12 protein-coding genes are annotated in these 16,062 nt (G+C 72.7%); 9 read left to right on the top strand and 3 right to left on the bottom strand.

Annotated features, from left to right (window positions below):
* Positions 1-122: 122 nt before the first annotated feature.
* The 7 genes from iolC (at position 123) to ABZ842_RS09655 (ending at position 10,659) form a co-directional block, all read left to right on the top strand.
* Positions 123-1,223, top strand: a complete 1,101-nt coding sequence (iolC, locus tag ABZ842_RS09685) for a 5-dehydro-2-deoxygluconokinase (RefSeq protein WP_361534534.1) — start codon at positions 123-125, stop codon at positions 1,221-1,223.
* Entirely contained in the window at positions 1,220-2,104 is an 885-nt protein-coding gene (locus ABZ842_RS09680; RefSeq protein ID WP_361534531.1) for a deoxyribose-phosphate aldolase, read from the top strand. Before iolC ends, ABZ842_RS09680 begins: the two co-directional genes overlap by 4 nt.
* Positions 2,105-2,209: 105 nt before the next feature.
* A complete protein-coding gene (gene iolB, locus ABZ842_RS09675; protein ID WP_361534528.1) occupies positions 2,210-3,202 on the top strand; it encodes a 5-deoxy-glucuronate isomerase in 993 nt (330 codons plus the stop codon).
* A complete protein-coding gene (iolD, locus tag ABZ842_RS09670; RefSeq protein WP_361534525.1) occupies positions 3,199-5,106 on the top strand; it encodes a 3D-(3,5/4)-trihydroxycyclohexane-1,2-dione acylhydrolase (decyclizing) in 1,908 nt (635 codons plus the stop codon). Before iolB ends, iolD begins: the two co-directional genes overlap by 4 nt.
* A gap of 147 nt (positions 5,107-5,253) precedes the next feature.
* On the top strand, positions 5,254-6,756 hold the full coding sequence (mmsA, locus tag ABZ842_RS09665; protein WP_361534521.1) for a CoA-acylating methylmalonate-semialdehyde dehydrogenase: 1,503 nt from the start codon (positions 5,254-5,256) through the stop codon (positions 6,754-6,756).
* A 172-nt stretch (positions 6,757-6,928) separates the two neighbouring features.
* Positions 6,929-9,799 (top strand): alpha/beta fold hydrolase, encoded by a 2,871-nt coding sequence (locus ABZ842_RS09660; RefSeq protein ID WP_361534518.1) that lies wholly within the window; start codon positions 6,929-6,931, stop codon positions 9,797-9,799.
* Positions 9,796-10,659, top strand: a complete 864-nt coding sequence (locus ABZ842_RS09655) for an ABC transporter permease (RefSeq protein WP_361534515.1) — start codon at positions 9,796-9,798, stop codon at positions 10,657-10,659. Before ABZ842_RS09660 ends, ABZ842_RS09655 begins: the two co-directional genes overlap by 4 nt.
* 53 nt (positions 10,660-10,712) lie before the next feature.
* Here the strand turns inward: ABZ842_RS09655 and ABZ842_RS09650 are convergent, their stop codons facing one another.
* On the bottom strand, positions 10,713-11,378 hold the full coding sequence (locus ABZ842_RS09650) for a DNA-binding response regulator (protein ID WP_361534512.1): 666 nt from the start codon (positions 11,376-11,378) through the stop codon (positions 10,713-10,715).
* Positions 11,379-11,896: 518 nt separating this feature from the next.
* The gene (locus ABZ842_RS09645) at positions 11,897-12,697 is read right to left on the bottom strand and encodes a class I SAM-dependent methyltransferase family protein (protein ID WP_361534509.1); all 801 of its coding nucleotides are present in this window, start codon (positions 12,695-12,697) and stop codon (positions 11,897-11,899) included.
* 228 nt (positions 12,698-12,925) lie between these two features.
* On the opposite strand from ABZ842_RS09645, the gene ABZ842_RS09640 reads away from it, so the two are divergent.
* Positions 12,926-13,948: a lysylphosphatidylglycerol synthase transmembrane domain-containing protein gene (locus ABZ842_RS09640; RefSeq protein WP_361534506.1), complete on the top strand. Its 1,023-nt coding sequence runs from the start codon at positions 12,926-12,928 to the stop codon at positions 13,946-13,948.
* A 121-nt stretch (positions 13,949-14,069) separates the two neighbouring features.
* On the opposite strand, the gene ABZ842_RS09635 is transcribed toward ABZ842_RS09640, so the two are convergent.
* Entirely contained in the window at positions 14,070-14,948 is an 879-nt protein-coding gene (locus tag ABZ842_RS09635) for an LLM class flavin-dependent oxidoreductase (RefSeq protein ID WP_361534503.1), read from the bottom strand.
* A gap of 601 nt (positions 14,949-15,549) precedes the next feature.
* Between ABZ842_RS09635 and ABZ842_RS09630 the strand changes: the two genes are divergently transcribed.
* Positions 15,550-16,062: a hypothetical protein gene (locus ABZ842_RS09630; protein ID WP_361534500.1), complete on the top strand. Its 513-nt coding sequence runs from the start codon at positions 15,550-15,552 to the stop codon at positions 16,060-16,062.

Raw genomic sequence — 16,062 nt, 5'->3', positions numbered from 1 at the left:
GGCCGGTTCGGAAGGGTGTCAAGCCTTCGTCCGAATGTCAGGACAAAATGTTGACAGGGTTCGGGAAAGCCAATAGACCTGGTGGGAGCCCCGCGCCGAACCGAAGGACCGAAGGGACGCGCATGCCTCAGCCGTACGACCCCCAGCCGTACGACGTGATCACCATGGGCCGGATCGGGGTCGACCTGTATCCGCTGCGGACCGGGGTCCCACTGGCGCAGGTCGACGTCTTCGGGAAGTTCCTCGGCGGCTCGGCCAGCAACGTCGCCGTCGGCGCCGCCCGTCTCGGCCGTCGCGCCGCCGTCGTCACCCGCACCGGGGCGGATCCCTTCGGCGACTACCTCCACCAGGCGCTGTGCGAGTTCGGCGTGGACGACCGCTGGGTGACCCCGGTGGCCGACCACCCCACCCCGGTCACCTTCTGCGAGATCTTCCCGCCGGACGACTTCCCGCTCTACTTCTACCGTCGGCCCAAGGCGCCCGATCTGGAGATCCGCGCCGACGAGTTGGACCTGGACGCGATCGCCGAGGCCCGCGTCTTCTGGATGACCGGCACCGGGCTGTGCGCCGAGCCCAGCCGCGGCGCCACCCAGACCGCGCTCGCCCACCGGAACCGCGCCGCCACCACCGTCTTCGACCTCGACTGGCGGCCGATGTTCTGGCGCGACCCCGAGGCGGCCCGCCCCTACTACCGGGAGGCGCTGCGCTTCGCCACCGTGGCCGTCGGCAACCTCGACGAGTGCGAGATCGCCACGGGGGAGCGTGCTCCCGAAGCCGCCGCCCGAGCGCTGCTGGCCGCCGGCGTCGAACTCGCCGTCGTCAAACAGGGCCCCGAGGGCGTGCTGGCGCTCCACCGCGACGGCACCCGCGCCCAGGTCCCGCCCGTCCCCGTCGAGGTGGTCAACGGCCTCGGGGCGGGTGACGCGTTCGGCGGAGCGCTCTGCCACGGACTGCTCGCCGGCTGGCCGCTGGAGCGGGTGATGCGGTACGCCAACGCAGCCGGAGCCATCGTCGCCGCCCGCCTCGCCTGTTCCAGCGCCATGCCGTACCGGGACGAGGTCGAGCAGGTCCTCGCCGGCGGCCCGGTCCCGCCGTCTCCCACGCCCCCGCCAGCCCCGCCAGCCCCAGCAGCCCCAGCCGCACCCGACCCCCGCACCGACTCCACAGCCGACGCAACCGCGCCAGACGCCACCCCCGAGACCGCCCCCGGAGCCCTGTCGTGAGCCGCGTGTCCATCGGCGAACTCGTCGGGATCCGCACCCGCCACCCCGAAGCCGTCGCCGAAGCGGCGCACCGCCGCCACCGGCGGCCCCGACTCGTCGGCGAGAGCGGCCGGTTGATGATCGTCGCGGCCGACCACCCCGCCCGCGGAGCGCTCGCCGTCGGCGACCGCCGCCTGGCCATGGCCAACCGCCTCGACCTGCTCGAACGGCTCTGCCTGGCACTGTCCCGCCCCGGCGTCGACGGCGTACTCGCCACCGCCGACATCCTCGACGACCTGCTCCTGCTCGGCGCGCTCGACGAGAAGGTCGTCATCGGCTCCATGAACCGCGGAGGGCTCGCCGGCGCCGCCTTCGAACTCGACGACCGCTTCACCGGACACCGTGCCCAGGACCTGGCCCGACTCGGCTTCGACGCCGGCAAGCTGCTGCTGCGCATCGACTACCAGGACCCCGGCTCCCTGGACACCCTGCACGCCACCGCCCGCGCCGTCGACGAGATGGCGGAGCGCCGACTGCCCGTCTTCGTCGAACCGTTCATCTGCCACCGGGTGGACGGTCGGCTGCGCACCGACCTGAGCGCCGAGGCCGTCACCCGTTCGATAGCCATCGCGTCCGGACTCGCCGGCACCTCCGCGTACACCTGGCTGAAGGTCCCGGTCACCGACGACCCCGGCGACATGGCCGCGGTGATGCAGACCTCGACGCTGCCCGCGGTGATCCTCGGCGGCGAGATCGGCGACGACCAGGACGGCGCGTACGAGAAGTGGCGCACCGCCCTGCAACTGCCGACAGTGCAGGGGCTGGTGGTGGGACGCTCGTTGCTCTACCCGGTGGACGGGGACGTCGCCAAGGCCGTCGACACCGCGGTAGGACTGCTGTAGGGCGCGCCAGGGCCCGGCGAGACCCGGCGGGGCCGGGAGGCGACGGGCCCGGACTCCTGGGCCCCGGGCCCGTTGTCAGTGCGATGAGGGAGAGTGGGGAGAACGATGGGCACACAGGACGACGCACCGACCCGGCGGTCGTACGTGCCGGCGGGCAGCGCCGCCGACGGTCCGTACGCCCTGCGGATCGACCCCGAGCACGCCGGCTGGGGTCACGCCGCCGTGCGCGTGCTGGAGCTCGCCCCCGGAGCGGTGCACCACCTCGCCACCGGGGACAGCGAGTGGATCGTCCTTCCGCTCCAGGGCGGGTGCACCGTCGAGGTCGACGGTGAGTTTTTCGAACTGCTGGGCAGGGAAGGCGTCTTCAGCGGGGTCACCGACTTCGCGTACGTCCCCCGCGATGCCCACGCACAGATCGCCTCCGGTGCGGGAGGCCGCTTCGCGCTGGCAGGAGCGAAGTGCGAGCGTCGACTCCCCGCTCGCTACGGCCCCGCGCCGGAGGTACCGGTCGAGCTGCGCGGCTCCGGCACGTGCTCGCGTCAGGTGAACAACTTCGCCGCGGCCGACACGTTCGCATGCGACCGGCTGATCGCGGTGGAGGTGCTGACCCCCGGCGGCAACTGGTCGTCGTACCCGCCGCACAAGCACGACGTACACCGGCCCGGCGTCGAGTCGGAGTTGGAGGAGGTCTACTACTTCGAGATCGCCGACGACGGGCTCGGCTACCACCGGGTCTCGCCCTCCCGGGCCGGCGGCACGGACGTCCTGGCCGAGGTCCGCACCGGTGACGTCGTGCTGATCCCCGACGGCTGGCACGGCCCGTCCATCGCCGCGCCCGGCCGCGACATGTACTACCTGAACGTGATGGCCGGCCCCGGTCCCGAGCGGGAGTGGCTGATCTGCGACCACCCCGACCACGGCTGGATCCGGGAGACGTGGCCGCAGCAGCCGGTGGACCCACGACTGCCGTTGTACGGGCCGGAGCCAGCGCACCCCGCAAGTCCCGTGCACCCCACGCCGTCCGCGGGCCACACGCCGTCCGCGAGCCCCGCGCACCCCGACCAGACACCGCCCCGGCCCCAGGAAGGACCCCGATGACCACCCGTCGGCTCACCGTCGCCCAAGCGCTCGTCGCCTTCCTCGCCCACCAGCACACCGAGCGCGACGGCCGCCGCCAGCGCCTGATCGCGGCCACCTGGGGCATCTTCGGCCACGGGAACGTCGCCGGTATCGGCCAGGCCCTCGTCGAGTCCGGCACCGGCCCCGCCGCCCCCATGCCGTACTACCAGGGGCGCAACGAACAGGCCATGGTGCACGCCGCCGTCGGCTACGCCCGCCAGTCGCGCCGCCTCTCCGCCCACGCCGTCACCACCTCCATCGGTCCGGGCGCGACGAACCTGGTCACGGGCGCGGCGCTGGCGACGATCAACCGACTGCCGGTGCTGCTGCTCCCCGGCGACGTCTTCGCCACCCGGCCCGCCGACCCGGTGCTCCAGCAGCTGGAGTCGGCGCACGCGGGCGATGTGTCCGTCAACGACGCACTGCGCCCGGTCTCCCGCCACTTCGACCGCGTCACCCGCCCGGAAGCGCTGATTCCGGCCGCGCTCCAGGCCATGCGCGTCCTCGCCGACCCGGCCGAGACGGGCGCCGTCACCCTCGCCCTGCCGCAGGACGTCCAGACCGAGGCGTACGACTGGCCCGAGGACTTCTTCGCCGACCGGGTGTGGCGGGTGACCCGCCCCCGGCCCGACCGCCGCGACCTCGACTCCGCGGTGCACGCGGTGACCTCGGCCCGCCGCCCGCTGCTCGTCGCCGGCGGCGGCGTCCACCACAGCGAAGCCGAGGAGGCGCTGGCGGCGTTCGTCGACGCGACCGGCGTCCCCGTCGCGTCCACCCAGGCAGGCAAGGGCTCCCTGCCGTACGACCACCCCTGCGACGTGGGCGCGATCGGCCACACCGGCACCGCCGCCGCCAATGACCTGGCGCGCACCGCCGACCTGGTCGTCGGCGTCGGCACGCGCTGGTCGGACTTCACCACGGCGTCGTCCACCCTCTTCCAGAACCCCGCGGTCCGCTTCCTGAACCTCAACGTCACCTCCTTCGACGCCCACAAGATGGCCGGGCTGTCGGTGGTCGCCGACGCCAGGGCCGCGCTCGTCGAGCTGACCGAGGACGTCGCGGCCCGGCACCCCGGCTTCCGGGTCCCGGACGCGTACGCGCGGGAGTACGGTGAGGGCAAGGAGCGCTGGGAGCGCCTGGTGGACGCGGCGTACGAACCGGGCCGGCCCGGCGAGGCGGACCTGCGCCCCACCCAGGCCCAGGTGCTCGGCGCCCTGGACGCGCTGGTCACCGAGGACGACATCCTGATCAACGCGGCCGGGTCCCTCCCCGGCGACCTGCACAAGCTGTGGCGGGCGCGCTCCAGCGACCAGTACCACGTCGAGTACGGCTACTCCTGCATGGGCTACGAGATCCCCGCCGCCATCGGCGTCGCGCTGGCGGCACCGGGCCGGCCCGTGTGGGCGCTGGTCGGGGACGGCACGTACCTGATGAACCCCACCGAGATCGTCACCGCCGTCCAGGAGAACGTCCCCATCAAGGTGGTGATCCTGCAGAACCACGGATACGCGTCGATCGGCGGGCTGTCCGAGGCCGTCGGCGCGGAGCGCTTCGGCACGGCGTACCGACTGCGCGCCGCGGACGGGACGTACACCGGCGCCCCGCTCCCGGTGGACCTCGCGGCGAACGCGGCCTCGCTCGGACTGCGGGTGATCCGCGCCCGCACCGTCCACGACCTGCGGGAAGCACTGGCCGAAGCGCGCTGGTCGGACGTGCCCACAGGTGTCTACGTGGAGACCGAAACGGCAGACACTGTGTCGGGCGCGCCCCCGGCGCAGGCGTGGTGGGATGTTCCCGTGGCCCAGACGGCGGACCGCCCGTCCGCGATCAAGGCCCGGGAGGAGTACGAGCGGCAGGTCAGGGCCCGGCGTCGGCATCTGTGACCTGCGCGTCCGTACGCCGGTGCGTCCCCGCACCTGCACCTGCGTGCAGCTGAGCGGCCGTACCACCCGTGGGCCGCCGTCCGTCCGGCCCGCCCGTACGCGACCCGCCCGGCCCGTGCGCCGACACTCGTGAAGGAGCCTTTCGTCATGACGAAGACCGTCAACCACTGGATCGGTGGCAAGACCGTCGAGGGCGCGTCCGGCACCTGGGGCGAGGTCACCGACCCCGCGACCGGCGCCGTCACCACGCGCGTCGCGCTGGCCTCCGCGGACGAGGTCGGGGCCGCGGTCGCCGCGGCCAAGGAGGCGTACGCGACCTGGGGCACCTCCTCGCTCGCCCAGCGCACCGCGGTCCTCTTCCGCTACCGCGCCCTGCTGGACGCCCGGCGCGACGAGATCGCCGCGCTGATCACCGCCGAGCACGGCAAGGTGCACTCCGACGCGCTCGGCGAGGTGGCGCGCGGACTGGAGATCGTCGAGCTGGCCTGCGGGATCCCCGGCCAGCTCAAGGGTGAGTTGTCGACGCAGGTCTCCAACCGGGTCGACGTCGCCGCGATCCGCCAGTCGCTCGGGGTCGTCGCCGGCATCACCCCGTTCAACTTCCCCGCGATGGTGCCGATGTGGATGTTCCCGCTGGCCATCGCGTGCGGCAACACCTTCGTCCTCAAGCCGAGCGAGAAGGACCCGTCGGCGGCGAACCTGCTCGCCGAACTCGCCGCGGAGGCGGGGCTTCCGGACGGCGTGCTGAACGTGGTCCACGGCGACAAGGTCGCCGTGGACGCCCTGCTGGCGCACCCCGACGTGGCCGCGGTCTCCTTCGTCGGATCGACCCCGATCGCCCGCTACATCCACACCACCGCCTCGGCGAACGGCAAGCGCGTCCAAGCGCTCGGCGGTGCGAAGAACCACATGCTGGTGCTGCCGGACGCGGACCTGGACGCCGCGGCGGACGCGGCGGTCTCGGCGGCGTACGGCTCCGCGGGCGAGCGCTGCATGGCGATCTCCGCGGTGGTGGCGCTCGACTCCGTCGCCGACGAACTCGTCGAGAAGATCCGCGAGCGCGCCGAGAAGGTCAAGATCGGGCCGGGCGACGACCCGTCCTCGGAGATGGGGCCGCTGATCACCAGGGCGCACCGGGACAAGGTCGCCTCCTACGTGACGGGCGCTGCGGCGCAGGGCGCCGAGGTGGTCCTCGACGGCACCGGGTACACCGTCGAGGGGTACGAGGAGGGGCACTGGATCGGGCTGTCCCTGCTCGACCGGGTCTCCACCGACTCCGACGCCTACCGGGACGAGATCTTCGGACCGGTGCTGTGCGTGCTGCGCGCGGCGACGTACGAGGAGGGCGTGGCGCTGATCAACGCGTCCCCGTACGGCAACGGCACCGCGATCTTCACCCGGGACGGCGGCGCGGCCCGCCGCTTCCAACTGGAGGTCCAGGCGGGCATGGTCGGGGTGAACGTCCCGATCCCGGTGCCCGTCGGGTACCACTCCTTCGGCGGCTGGAAGGACTCGCTCTTCGGCGACCACCACATCTACGGCAACGACGGCGTGCACTTCTACACCCGCGGCAAGGTCGTCACGACCCGCTGGCCGGACCCCTCGGAGCCGCACTCGGGCGTCGACCTGGGCTTCCCGCGCAACAACTGACCGGTCGGCCATCGGCGCACGGCCTCCCGGGCGCGCGCGACGAGGGAGGCGCGCGGAGCGCCCCGTACCACCGCTGGTGTACGCGGGGCGGTCCGCGTACTTCCCTGGGAGGCTGACCGGCTCCCACTGACGGGGGCGGAGGGACCGCGGGGCTTCCGCTTAGGGTTTCCCCATGAAGATCCGACTTCCCCGGCCCGGTCGGCGCGGCCGATGGCTCGCGGGCGGAGCGGCGCTCGTCGCCCTCGCCGGCGCGGGCACCTGGACCGCGGTCGCCGACGACTCGGGCCCGGTCGTGCACCGCGAGGACGGGACCCGGCAGATGCCGGGGGCGCAGATCGACACCTCGTACTTCACGGCGGGGGACCGGGGCGCGCGCCGGCCGGCCGTCCTCCTCGGCCACGGCTTCGGCGGCAGCAAGGACGACGTACGCGCCCAGGCCGAGGAGCTCGCCCGCGACGGCTACGCCGTGCTGACCTGGTCCGCCCGCGGCTTCGGCAAGTCCACCGGGAAGATCGGTCTCAACGACCCCGCGTACGAGATCAAGGACGTCTCCCGGCTCGTCGACTGGCTCGCCGACCGGCCCGAGGTCCTCCAGGACGCGGACGGGGACCCGCGCGTCGGCGTGGCCGGGGCCTCCTACGGCGGGGCGAGCGCCCTGCTCGCCGCCGGCCACGACCGACGCGTCGACGCCATCGCCCCGGCGATCACCTACTGGAACCTCGCCGACGCGCTCTTCCCCGACGGCGTCTTCAAGAAGCTGTGGGCCGGCATCTTCTTCTCCACCGGGTCCTTCGAGGCACCCGACGGGGCCTCTCCCTCGGCTCCCTCGACTCCCGTGACGCCGCCGGCGACCGAACCCGACCGGCCCCCGGGCGCGGGCTCCGGCGCCACCGGCGCGGCGGCGAAACCGGGCGAAAGCGCTGTGTGCGGACGCTTCCAACCCGAGATCTGCGCCCTGTACGAACGGGTCGCCACCAGCGGCAAGCCCGACGCCGCCGCCCGTGACCTGTTGGCGGCCCGCAGCCCGTCCGCCGTCGGCGACCGGATCAAGGTGCCCACGCTGATCGTGCAGGGCCAGTCGGACTCCCTCTTCCCCCTCGACCACGCCGACGCCATGGCCGAACGGATCAGGGCCAACGGCGCCCCCGTCGCCGTCGACTGGATCGCCGGCGGCCACGACGGCGGCGACGGCGAGAGCGACCGCGTAGAGCAGCGCGTCACCGACTGGTTCGACCGCCACCTCAAGCGCGACGAGGGCACCGGAACCGGCCCCGCCTTCCGGGTCAGCCGCACCGGAGGCATCGACTCCACCGACGGCCAGGCCCTGCTGCGCGGCGCGACCGCCGGCCGCTACCCCGGCCTGCGCAACGGCCCCGAGCCCATCGCGCTCTCCGGCCCGCCGCAGACCTTCGCCAACCCGGCCGGCGCCAGCCCGCCCGCGCTCTCCGCCGTCCCCGGGCTCAGCGGCGGACTCGGCCAGCTCTCCTTCGTCGGCGTCGGCTTCTCCCTCGACTTCCCCGGCCAACACGCCCGCTTCGACTCCGCGCCGCTGACCCGGACCCTCCAGATCACCGGCGCGCCGACCGTCCGCGTCAAGGTCACCTCCACGACCGGCGAGGCCGTCCTCTTCGCGAAGGTGTACGACGTCGGGCCCGACGGCCGCACCCAGGTCCTGCCCTCCCAACTCGTCGCCCCCGTCCGGGTCGAGGGCGCCACCGAGGGCAAAGAGGTCGAGCTGACCCTGCCCGCCGTGGACCACCAGGTCGACGCCGGCCACCGGCTGCGGCTGGTGCTCTCCGCCACCGACCTCGGCTACGCCTCACCGACCGCCCCCGCCACCTACACCGTCGCCCTCGCCGGCGGTGACGCGAAGCCCGCGACCTCCACGGCGAACTCAGCGAACCCGGCGACGAATTCCACCGCGAACCCGGCGGCGAAGCCCGCGGCGAACTCCGCTGTGGACTCCGCGACGCTGAGCGTCCCCACGGCTCCGGCCGTGCGGACCCAGGCAGCCGGGCTGCCCTGGTGGACCTGGGCCCTGCCGAGCGCCGCCGCGCTGATCGCCGCCGCCCTGCTGCTGACCGCCCGCCGACGCGCCATCGCCCCGGCACCCGCTCCCGAACTAGCCGACGTCCCACTGGAGATCACCGGCCTCAGCAAGCGGTACGCCAAGTCCAGCGACCGCTACGCCGTACGGGAACTGTCCTTCCGCGTGGAGAAGGGCCAGGTCCTCGGACTGCTCGGCCCCAACGGCGCAGGCAAGACCACCACCCTCCGGATGCTCATGGGCCTCATCCGGCCCGACGAGGGCGAGATCCGAGTCTTCGGCCACGCCATCCGGCCCGGCGCGCCCGTCCTCTCCCGCGTCGGCGCCTTCGTCGAGGGCGCCGGCTTCCTCCCGCACCTCTCGGGGCGGGAGAACCTGGAGCTGTACTGGCGTGCGACCGGACGACCCGCTGATGACGCCCACATCGACGAGGCGCTGGAGATCGCCGGCCTCGGCGAGGCGCTCGCCCGCGCCGTGCGCACCTACTCCCAGGGCATGCGCCAGCGCCTCGCCATCGCCCAGGCCATGTTGGGCCTGCCGGACCTGCTGATCCTCGACGAGCCGACGAACGGGCTCGACCCGCCGCAGATCCGCGAGATGCGGGACGTGATGATCCGGTACGCGGCCGGAGGCCGCACGGTGATCGTCTCCAGCCACCTCCTTTCCGAGGTCGAACAGTCCTGCACCCACCTCGTGGTCATGGACCGCGGCCGGCTGGTGCAGGCCGGCCCGGTCGCGGAGATCACCGGCGAGAGCGACACCCTGCTCGTCACCACCGCGGGCGAGGTGTCCGACCCCCTGGTGGAGAAGATCGACGCCCTGCCCGGGGTCCGCTCCGCCGTACGCGTCGACGAGGGGCTACTGGTCCGCCTCGACGGCGTCACCACCACCGCGCTGATCGGTGAACTCGTCCGGCTGGACGTGCCGCTCACCGGAGTCGGCCCCCACCGCCGCCTGGAGGACGCCTTCCTCACCCTGATCGGAGGTTCCGCATGAGCGGGCTGGCCCAGCACCCCGTGTCGGCGCCCGGCTACCGGGCCGGACGCACCCTGCCGGTGCGCGTCGAGGCCGTACGGCAACTCAAGCGCCGTCGGACGATGGTGATGGCCGCCGTCCTCGGTGCGCTGCCGCTGGTGCTCATCGTCGCCTTCGCTATCGGCACCCCCGGCGGCGAGGGGAACGACCGGATCACCCTCATGGACACCGCCACCGCCTCGGCCGCGAACTTCGCCGCGACGTGTCTCTTCGTCTCCGCGGGCTTCCTGCTGGTGGTGCCGGTGGCGCTGTTCCACGGGGACACCGTCGCCTCCGAGGCCAACTGGTCCTCCCTTCGCTATCTGCTGGCCGCGCCGGTCCCCCGCGCACGGCTGCTGTGGTCGAAGCTGGTCGTGGCGCTCGGCTTCAGCGCCGCCGCGATGGTGCTGTTGCCGCTGGTGGCCCTGGTCGCGGGCACCTTCGCATACGGCTGGGGACCGCTGAAGCTCCCCACCGGCGGCTCCCTCGCCACCACCGAGACGCTGCCGCGACTGGGGGTCGTCCTCCTCTTCATCTTCGTCTCCCAACTGGTCACCGCGGGGCTCGCCTTCTGGCTGTCGACCAAGACGGACGCCCCGCTGGGCGCGGTCGGCGGAGCGGTCGGACTGACGATCGTCGGCAACGTCCTCGACGCGGTCACCGCCCTCGGGGCGTGGCGCGAGGTGCTTCCCGCTCACTGGCAGTTCGCCTGGATAGACGCGCTGCAGCCGCAGCTGGAGTGGAGCGGGATGGCCAAGGGCGCCGCGGTGTCGATCTCCTACGCCCTGGTGCTCTTCGCCCTCGCCTTCCGCACCTTCGCCCGCAAGGACATCGTGTCCTAGGGAAACCCAGGGGGCGCCCGCCCTCCTCCAGCCCGCCCTGCCGGTGACACGCCTTAGACCCAGCCGCGTCGAGCCGCTTCCACTCCCGCCCGGAAGCGGCTCGACGTGCCGAGGGCGTTCATCAACTCGCCCACGCGACGGCTGTAGGTGCGCCCGGACATGTTGAGCCGGGCCGCTGCCGCGTCGTCCGTGAGGCCCGCCAGTATCGCCTCAAGCACCGGTCGCAGATGCGCGGGTGCACCCGGCGGGCGCGCTTGCCGGGCGGGGTCGTCACCCGTCTCCCACCACGCCTGGTGCGTACGGACCAGGGCATGCACGAGGACCGGATCGCGGATCAGCAGAACGCCGTTGTCGTGCAGGTCGAGGTCGAGCGGGACCGCGGCGACCGAGCGGTCGGCGACGATTATCGAGAACGGGATCGAGTCCGTCACCCGGGTCTCCCCGAGGCAGCGGCCCGCTTCCCGGAGCTGCGACAGCCCGTGCCGAGGCGCGATCCGCCGCACCCGGGCGGGCCGGGCCGTGGACCGGCACCCCGCGGCGTCCCCCTGACCGCCGAGTTTCAGGAACGGCTCGGGAGCGCCCTCGCCGTCCTGGCTCACCGGGTCGTCAAAGCTCAGCAACTCCTGGCGCGCCGAATGCACCAGGCCCGCGAGGGCCGCCCGCACGCGGTTGACCCCGAGGACGCGGGTGACGCCCCGCGCCTGCTGTATCTGCTGCACCTGCTGCCTCGACTGTCCTGACGACTCCCGCAGGACCGGTCCCGACAACACCTTCCGTCCGAGCGCGGAACTCGGAACCACCGCCACCGACATGGCACATCATCCCCCGCCATTCCTTGTCGGCCACACGGTCGTCCCCTCGAAACCGTGGGCAACTCCATGTATGCACACGACTGCACAACGTGACAAGGGTCTGATCGAGGTGTGGCGAGTCATTGCCACTCGCGTTGGTTGACGGCTTCGACGGGACACCATTGTGACAGCGGGTGAAATCGACGTCGCTCGAATCTCACTCACAGTCAAGTCCGGTCAAGCGAAGTCAAGCTAAGCCAAGTGAAGTCAGGTGAAAACAAGCGAAGTCAGTTCATGTCAGTTCACATCAGTTCACATCAGTTCGAGCGAGTCGAAGTAGGCCCGAAGCAAGTCGAAGTCACAGAGTGAAGGGGGATTCACCATGTTTCGACGCATCACTGCCATCGCCCGGAGTCGGAAGAGGGAGCTGGCAGGAGGGCTGACGCTCAGCCGCGCGCCGTGGTGACGGTGAACAGCCCCACCGACTCCCGGCGGCTGGCGATCTCGGCGAAACCGGCGTCGCGGGCCCAGCGCTCCGCCTGCTCGACCGGGCGGCACTTCATCACCCACAGCACGCCCTCGCGGTTGGGGAGCACGTTCGCGATGAACTCCAACTGGGGGTGCCGGGTCTGGGTGGTGAAGACCAGGACGCCGCCCGGCGCGAGCAGGCCGCGCAGCCGCTCGACGGAGGCCGCGATCGCATCGTCCTCCAGGAGCAGTTCGTAGAGGCCGGAGACGACGATCACGTCCGGGGCACCGTCGGCGAGCGGCTTCGGGGCGAGGGCGTCGCCGTGGGTGAAGGCGATGCCCGTCAGCCCTCGCTGCGCGGCTTGGCGCTCGCCCTGGGAGAGCCCGGCGCGGTCGAGGTCCCGGCACTCGACCCGCAGGGCGCCCTCGGGGTACTCCGCCACCAGGTCCTGGAGGTAGCGACCGGGTCCCGAGGCGACGTCCAGGACGGTGGCCCGGCCGCCGCGGTCGGCGATCTCCTTGCGCAGCACGTCCTTGAGGAGTTCGCGGCGGGCGCGGATGGCCCGCCAGCCCACGGCGTTGAGATAGCAACGGTCGATGACACGACCGATGCCGAGACTGCCCTGCGCCTTGTTGACGTAGACGTGGTCGAGCATCGATCCGCTGTCGAAGCCGTGCCGGTAGCCGATGCGGACGCCTTCGCTGAGCCGCCCCACCGTGCCCAGCAGCAGCCGCATCGCCGCCCACTGCGCCTTCTTGAGGCCCTTGGTCCTGGTCATAAGGGCAGCTTGGCGGCGCGGCAGGGGGCCGGGCATCCGTGTGACTACTCGCTCCATGAGTAGGCGTTCATGGAGATGCCTGAGTATGAGTGCGGGCACCCCGGCATGAAGTTGTTGCGTGTAGGGGACAGCTTCTGCGAACCGAAACGGTGCGACGTCCGTTGTGGTTCATGAGTCCGCGCGGACACCAGGGACGCGCTGGGAGTGGGAAGGACGGTGGGGAGGTTGGTGATCTCCGAGCCCCTGTCGGAGTCCGAGCCCTCATCCGAGGTCGCCGGCGCACCCGGGGCCAAGGGCCGACGGGCGTCGTCGGGGCTCGGGCGGCTGCCGCTGCGGCAGTTGATGTGCGTGGTGCCGTTCGCGCTGCTCGCGTACTGGACCGTCGAGAACTGGTCCGTCGTCTCCTCGGGCGTCGGGCTGCTCAAGGACGCGCATCCCGGTTGGCTGGTTCTGGGCGGGATCGTGACGGGGCTGTGGTCGGTGGCGTCGTCCTTCGTGCGGCAGGGCACCGTCGTCGAACGCCTCCCCGCGGGGCGGCTGGTGGCGACCCAGTTCGCCGCCGGCTCGGCCAATCAGCTGTTGCCCGCCGGGATCGGGGCGCATCTGGTGACCCTGCGATTCCTGCGAGGCTGCGGGGTGCCGTTGGACCGTTCCACCGCCGCGCTCGGGCTCTACAGCCTCGTCAAGGGGGTCGCCCGGGCAGGGTTGTTGCTGGCGCTGGTGCTGGTGTTCCCCGAAGCGTTGGAGCTGCCGACGCTGGTGCCGCCCGGGCAGGCGGTGTTGGTGGGGGCGTTGGTGTTGGCGGTGGTGGCCGCTGCTGTCACCGTGCTGTTGCTGGTGGCGCGACGGCTGCGGAAGGGCGTGGTGCGGTTCTTGCGGACGGCGCTGCTGGACGCCCGGACGCTGCACCGGATGCCCGCCCGGACCGCGGCGCTGTGGGGCGGGGCGCTGGCGTTCCCCCTGCTCCAGTCGGGGGTGCTGATATGCGTCGCGGCGGCCGTCGGCCTCGGGGTGCCCTGGCCGCACCTCGTGATCGCCTATCTGACCGCGAGCATTGCGGCCGGGCTGGTGCCGACGCCCGGTGGGATCGGTTCCGTGGAGCCGGCGTTGGCGTTCGCGCTCGTGATGGTCGGGGCGCCGTTGGTGGTGGCGACGGCCACCGTCATCGGATTCCGCTTCCTGACGGTGTGGCTGCCGTTGTTGCCGGGCGTCGCGGTATTGGCGCTGCTGGTGCGGCGCCGGGTGCTGTGAGGTGTCCGCGGGGCGCGGGCGGTGCGGGCGGCCGTAGGGGAGCGGGGCGGGCGGCGGTTCGTGGGGCCGCGGCGTGCGGGTCGGGCTGCTGTGTCGACCCGCACCGGCCAAGGCGCGTCGATCAGCGCGGGACCAGCGGGCGCACCTCCTCGGCGGTGAACCGCAGGAAGCCCTCGGGGTCGGGTTCGTCGGCCGTCGGCTGGAGGACGACCGTGTCCGCGCCGGCCTCCGCGAGGCGCTGCACGGCCTCCGCGACGGCGGCGGCGTCACCGGCGACGCCGAGTCCGGTGGGGTCCACGTCCCAGCGGTCCAGTTCGGCCTGGAGCCGGTCGGCCGCGCCGGGGCCGGTGGCCGCGTGCAGATAGACCACCACCGGGTGGTGTTCGGCGCTCGGGCGGCCCGCCGCCGCCCGGCCCTCCTCGATCAGTGCCCGGGCCCGGCGCAGTCCGTCCGCCGACACGCTCGCGTCGAGGACGGTGCCGTCGGCCGCCTCGCCCGTCAGCCGCACCGTGCGGGGGCCGAGCGCGCCGGCGTACACGACCGGGGCGACGGCGGGCGGCCAGTCGAGGGCGACGGCGTCCAGCGAGACGTACCGGCCCCGGGTGGTCACCCGTTCCCCGCGCAGCAGGGCGCGCAGGGCGTCCAGGTACTCGTGGAGCAGGGTGAGCGGGGATTCCACCCGCGCGCCGACCTGGCCCATCCACGACTGGAGGCCGTGGCCGACGCCGAGGACCAGTCGGCCGGGGAAGAGGCGGTCCAAGGTCGCCACTTCCATGGCGGTGAGCGCGACGTTGCGCAGCGGGACGGGGAGCAACCCGATGCCCACGCGCAGCCGTTCGGTCCAGGCCAGGGCGGCGGACGCGGTGGCGATGCCGCTCTCCAGGAAGCAGTCCTCCCAGAGCCACAGTTCGTCGAGCCCGGCCGCGTCGGCGGCCCGGGCGAGGGGGCGTAGGCGTTCCGGAGGGAGTTGGGGGCGAAAGACAGCGCCGAGTACGGTCATGGCCCCCTTCCTACCGGGTGGCCTTCCGCCGGGACAACGGCGTTCGGCTCCGTGCACCGTGCCGCATGCCCCGTCGCGGCTGAATCTCCCGAACCGTGCCGCCGTACCTCCCGAGCCACGCGGCCCTACCTCCCGAAACAGGCGACCCGACCTCCTGAACTCTGGGTCGTACCGCCTGAACCGCAGGCCGTACCTGCCGGACCGCGGGCCGTGACCTCGGCGCCGCTGACCGTGACCGCGGGCCGCGGTGATCGTGGGCAAAAGCCCGCACTTTGCCTTCTCTTGAAACTTCGGGGACGTCGCACCGTACTTCCCGACGACCACCCCAGTCCCACCGGTCCCAGGAAGAAGGTGAGGGAGCTTGTCCTTCCGTTCCGTCCTCGCGGACGTACTCCCCTTCGGGAAACGGCGCCGGAGCAGCCGCCGAGGAGCAGCTGCGCCCCGCCCCGCCGGCGGCCCCCATACCACACCGCTCGGCACGACCCCCGGCCGCACCCCCGGAACAGATCCTTCCCTTCCTGTGAAAGCCGAGCCCAGGGCGGGAAATGAGAATGCTCTCCTCTTTCACTCACCTGTTCGATCTAGGACGCACACTCTCCGCATGAGACTGCGGAAGGCCAATCTGGTGATCACGGCGGTGGCTGCGTTCGCAGGCGCCGGCATGGTGGCGGGACGTGTGTGGATCGGTGAGGCCGATCCATTAGACCTCGGCCCCGTGGTGATCGTGCAGAACACCTACACGGACGAACCCGAAACCCCGGCCCCCCTGCCGTCGGCGACCTCCCGCGGCAAGCCGTCGGGCGCCCGCGAAACGTCGCCCGCCACCCCCTCCCGCGCGCCGTCCTCGTACGCGCCGCCGAACAGACAACCGCCACCGACCTCGGCCAGACCCCCGGGCGGCAAGCCGGTGCCCCCGATCGCACCGCCCCGCAGCGACGACAACGGCCCCGGCATCCCCGGCATCCCGGTCCCCGGAGGCGGTGACGACGGTGACGACGACGACGGCGCCGGCGGTGACGACGGCGACGACACACCCGACGGCACCGGCGGCAGCTTCTGGAGCCACCGACGCCTCGGCCGGGGCGGCGACGACGATGAAGAAGGCGAGGACTGA

This window comes from Streptomyces sp. NPDC047315, from assembly GCF_040643215.1.
Classification (GTDB): Bacteria; Actinomycetota; Actinomycetes; order Streptomycetales; family Streptomycetaceae; genus Streptomyces.
This window is presented reverse-complemented; position numbering and strand designations above follow the sequence as displayed.

Excerpts from the sequence above, each read along its gene's own strand:
- iolC (WP_361534534.1), top strand. The coding sequence starts at position 123 with ATGCCTCAGCCGTACGACCCCCAGCCGTACGACGTGATCACCATGGGC.
- iolB (WP_361534528.1), top strand. The coding sequence starts at position 2,210 with ATGGGCACACAGGACGACGCACCGACCCGGCGGTCGTACGTGCCGGCG.
- iolD (WP_361534525.1), top strand. The coding sequence starts at position 3,199 with ATGACCACCCGTCGGCTCACCGTCGCCCAAGCGCTCGTCGCCTTCCTC.
- mmsA (WP_361534521.1), top strand. The coding sequence starts at position 5,254 with ATGACGAAGACCGTCAACCACTGGATCGGTGGCAAGACCGTCGAGGGC.
- ABZ842_RS09660 (WP_361534518.1), top strand. The coding sequence starts at position 6,929 with ATGAAGATCCGACTTCCCCGGCCCGGTCGGCGCGGCCGATGGCTCGCG.
- ABZ842_RS09655 (WP_361534515.1), top strand. The coding sequence starts at position 9,796 with ATGAGCGGGCTGGCCCAGCACCCCGTGTCGGCGCCCGGCTACCGGGCC.
- ABZ842_RS09645 (WP_361534509.1), bottom strand. The coding sequence starts at position 12,697 with ATGACCAGGACCAAGGGCCTCAAGAAGGCGCAGTGGGCGGCGATGCGG.
- ABZ842_RS09635 (WP_361534503.1), bottom strand. The coding sequence starts at position 14,948 with ATGACCGTACTCGGCGCTGTCTTTCGCCCCCAACTCCCTCCGGAACGC.
- ABZ842_RS09630 (WP_361534500.1), top strand. The coding sequence starts at position 15,550 with ATGAGACTGCGGAAGGCCAATCTGGTGATCACGGCGGTGGCTGCGTTC.